This window comes from Actibacterium sp., assembly GCF_041584535.1.
GTDB lineage: Bacteria > Pseudomonadota > Alphaproteobacteria > Rhodobacterales > Rhodobacteraceae > Actibacterium_D.
Window position 1 is genome coordinate 1 of record NZ_JBFHDW010000307.1, and the last position, 2,908, is coordinate 2,908.

Here is a 2,908-nt window from a genome sequence, read left to right on the forward strand (position 1 = left end):
GAAAGGCAAGAAGCTGACCAACGTGCGGGCCTCGGGCACTGATGAGGCCGTGCGCCTGACGCCGCATATCATGTTCACGCTGGAACAGGCGATCGCCTATATCGACGACGACGAACTGGTCGAAGTCACGCCGCACAACATCCGCCTGCGCAAACGCTATCTCGACCCGCATGAGCGCAAGCGCATGTCGCGTCAGGCCTAAGAGTTTCCTTGGAGGAATTCGTCATGCCAGCTAGACTTGGCTGGCATGACACACGCTTGGACCCATGGCTCTGCCTTGCTTGCCCCCGCCCTGTTGCTTGTCGCATTGGCGGGTCCGGTCGGGGCAACTTCGGCGGAACCCGTCCTTTGCCCCAGCATCGACATTTCCGTTCAGGGCGCTGACGAAGCGCTGACCGATCAGATCTGCGGCGGTGCCGAACGGGCGCTGACGGCGCTGGACTCCTGCCATCTGACGCAGGCACAGCCGATCAGCATCTCGGTTCTGCCCGAGGTCATCCATCCGACAACCGGCATGCACTGCCTTGCCCTTGCCAATTGCATCGACCAGTCGATTCAAGTCACCCATCCCGATTTCATTGCCGCCGCAGTCGCTGCAAACCCGGTCTACAGCCAGATCCCGACCGAAGATCTGTTCATCAGCTTGATCGCACATGAACTGACCCATCTGCTGATCAGCCAGACCACCGCCGCGAACCTGAACCCGACCGATCACGAATACATGGCCTATGCCATGCAAATGAGCAGCCTGCCCGCCGCGTCCCGACAGGTTCTTCTGGATCAGGTCCGTGATCTGACCGCCGTGAACCCCGGATGGATCAACGACTTTATCCTGAACTTCAAACCGACGCTGTTCGCGGCCTATGTATGGCTGAATTTCTCGCGGCCTGAAAATGGCTGCGCCCAGTTCCAGCGGTTGATGGACCGGGAAATCACCTTTGGACTCATCAGCTACTGATCCCGCCCCGCCGCGCACATAAGGGGTTTTGCGATTTTGCCGTCAGCGCCTATCCTTTCGCCAAAGAGTAAAGGAAACGACATGCGAAAACTTCAGGTTCAGGGGGTGCATCACATCACCCTTACCGGCGCCGACCGGCAGACGTCCATCGACTTTTGGGAGGGCGTTCTGGGCATGCCCTTCGTCTTTGATCAACCCAATCTCGACAACCCGAACGAGGGCCATCTCTATTTCGATCCCGGTGACGGGCGGCTGATCACCATCTTCACCAACGAGACCCGCATCCCCGATCCGCGCCGCACCCCGACCGAACCGGGCTGTGTCCATCATCTGGCGTTCAACGTCTCGAAAGCGGTGTTCAGCCAAGCGGTCGAGCGGCTGGATGAACGCGGGATCAAACATTCCGGCCCGCGCGACCGGGGCTTTATGGATTCGATCTATTTCACCGAACCCATGGGCCTGTTGATCGAACTGGCCTGCTATCGGTTCGAGCCTCCCGTAGGCTGCACCCATGCCGACGTGATGATCGAGGCCCACCGCCTGCGGGTGGCGCGCGGCGATCACCATATCGCCGAAATCCATCTGGCCGACGCGATCGAGATGCTGGTCGCGCGCCGCCAGCAAACCCTGTCCGCCGACCGCAGCCCCAAGAACCCCTATTAACCGAAACGCCCGGCCATTTCTGGCCGGGCGCTGGTTCAGTCGTTGGTTTCGACGACCATCAATTCCCGCTCAGAGGCGCCCCGCGCGTGGCTTAGCGCCTCTTGATATTCGGGGCTGTTGTAACAGGCGACCGCCTGTTCGACCGAGGCGAACCGCGCCACCACGTTGCGCGGCCGTTCTTTGCCCTCAAGCTGAACGAACCGGCCACCGCGAGCGATGAATTCACCGCCATGTTTGGCAATCGCCGGCCCGGCCAGCGCGGCATATTTGCCGTAAGCTTCCGGGTCGGTGACGGTCACATGCGAAATCCAAAGCGCGCCCATATCAGCCCCCGATCACCGCTTCAACGGCCTTGATCGCCGCCTCGGCATTGTCGGTGCTTTGACCGCCGCCCTGCGCCATATCGGGACGGCCACCGCCGCCTTTGCCGCCCAGTTCGGCCACAGCCGCCTTGACCAGATCGACCGCCGACAGGTTTGATTTCAGGTCATCGGTCACGCCCGCCGCCACCGCAGCCTTGCCACCGGTATCGGCGATCAACAGAACCGCGCCCGAGCCGATCCGCGACTTGTGCTCGTCGATCAGCGCCGGCAGATCCTTGCCCGACACGCCGGTCAGCACCTGCGCCACGAAAGACACGCCATTGACCTCGCGCGCCGCCGGAGCCGCCGATCCGCCGCCCGACATCGCCAATTCACGGCGCAGCTGCGCCAGTTCGTTGGTCAGCGCCTTGCGTTCGTCCATCAGCAATTTCACCCGCTCGGCCACTTCGCCGGGCTGGGCTTTCAACACATCCGCCACCGCCGCCAGCCGTTGCTGTTGCGTCACCAGATGGTCCAGCGCCGCAGCCCCGGTCAGCGCCTCGATCCGGCGCACGCCAGCCGAGGACGCGCTGTCGCCCAGCACCACGCACAGGCCGATATCGCCGGTCTGTTTCACATGGGTGCCGCCGCACAGTTCCAGCGACCATGTATTGCCATCGACGCCCTTGCCGGTCGACGCGCGGCCCATCGACACCACGCGCACCTCGTCGCCGTATTTTTCGCCGAACAACGCCTGCGCACCGATCGCGCGGGCATCGTCCGGGGTCATGATCCGGGTCTCGACCGGCGAGTTCTGGCGGATAAACGCGTTCACGTCGGTCTCGACCTTGGCCAATTCCGCCGCGCTCAGCCCCTTGCCGTGGCTAAAATCGAACCGCAGCCGATCCGCCGCATTCAGCGAGCCGCGCTGCGCGACGTGATCGCCCAGCGTCTGACGCAGCGCCTCGTGCAGCAGGTGCGTGGC

Annotated in this window: 4 protein-coding genes and 1 pseudogene; 3 read left to right on the top strand and 2 right to left on the bottom strand. The window is 62.9% G+C overall.

Annotated elements, in window-relative coordinates:
• From ABYW26_RS12755 to ABYW26_RS12765, 3 genes and pseudogenes are all read left to right on the top strand, one after another.
• A pseudogene (locus tag ABYW26_RS12755) lies at nt 1-202 on the top strand (translational GTPase TypA); the annotation flags it as partial.
• A 45-nt stretch (nt 203-247) separates the two neighbouring features.
• Entirely contained in the window at nt 248-958 is a 711-nt protein-coding gene (locus ABYW26_RS12760; protein ID WP_372605282.1) for a DUF6639 family protein, read from the top strand.
• A gap of 81 nt (nt 959-1,039) precedes the next feature.
• Nucleotides 1,040-1,621: a VOC family protein gene (locus tag ABYW26_RS12765; protein WP_372605283.1), complete on the top strand. Its 582-nt coding sequence runs from the start codon at nt 1,040-1,042 to the stop codon at nt 1,619-1,621.
• Between the two features lie 35 nt (nt 1,622-1,656).
• Here the strand turns inward: ABYW26_RS12765 and ABYW26_RS12770 are convergent, their stop codons facing one another.
• Nucleotides 1,657-1,944: a DUF1330 domain-containing protein gene (locus ABYW26_RS12770; protein ID WP_372605284.1), complete on the bottom strand. Its 288-nt coding sequence runs from the start codon at nt 1,942-1,944 to the stop codon at nt 1,657-1,659.
• A 1-nt stretch (nt 1,945) separates the two neighbouring features.
• Nucleotides 1,946-2,908 (bottom strand): DHHA1 domain-containing protein (locus ABYW26_RS12775; protein ID WP_372605285.1); only part of this gene is annotated, 963 nt, incomplete at its 5' end.

What these genes read in the sequence shown, in the direction of transcription:
- ABYW26_RS12760 (WP_372605282.1), top strand. Translation starts at nt 248, where the DNA reads ATGACACACGCTTGGACCCATGGCTCTGCCTTGCTTGCCCCCGCCCTG.
- ABYW26_RS12765 (WP_372605283.1), top strand. Translation starts at nt 1,040, where the DNA reads ATGCGAAAACTTCAGGTTCAGGGGGTGCATCACATCACCCTTACCGGC.
- ABYW26_RS12770 (WP_372605284.1), bottom strand. Translation starts at nt 1,944, where the DNA reads ATGGGCGCGCTTTGGATTTCGCATGTGACCGTCACCGACCCGGAAGCT.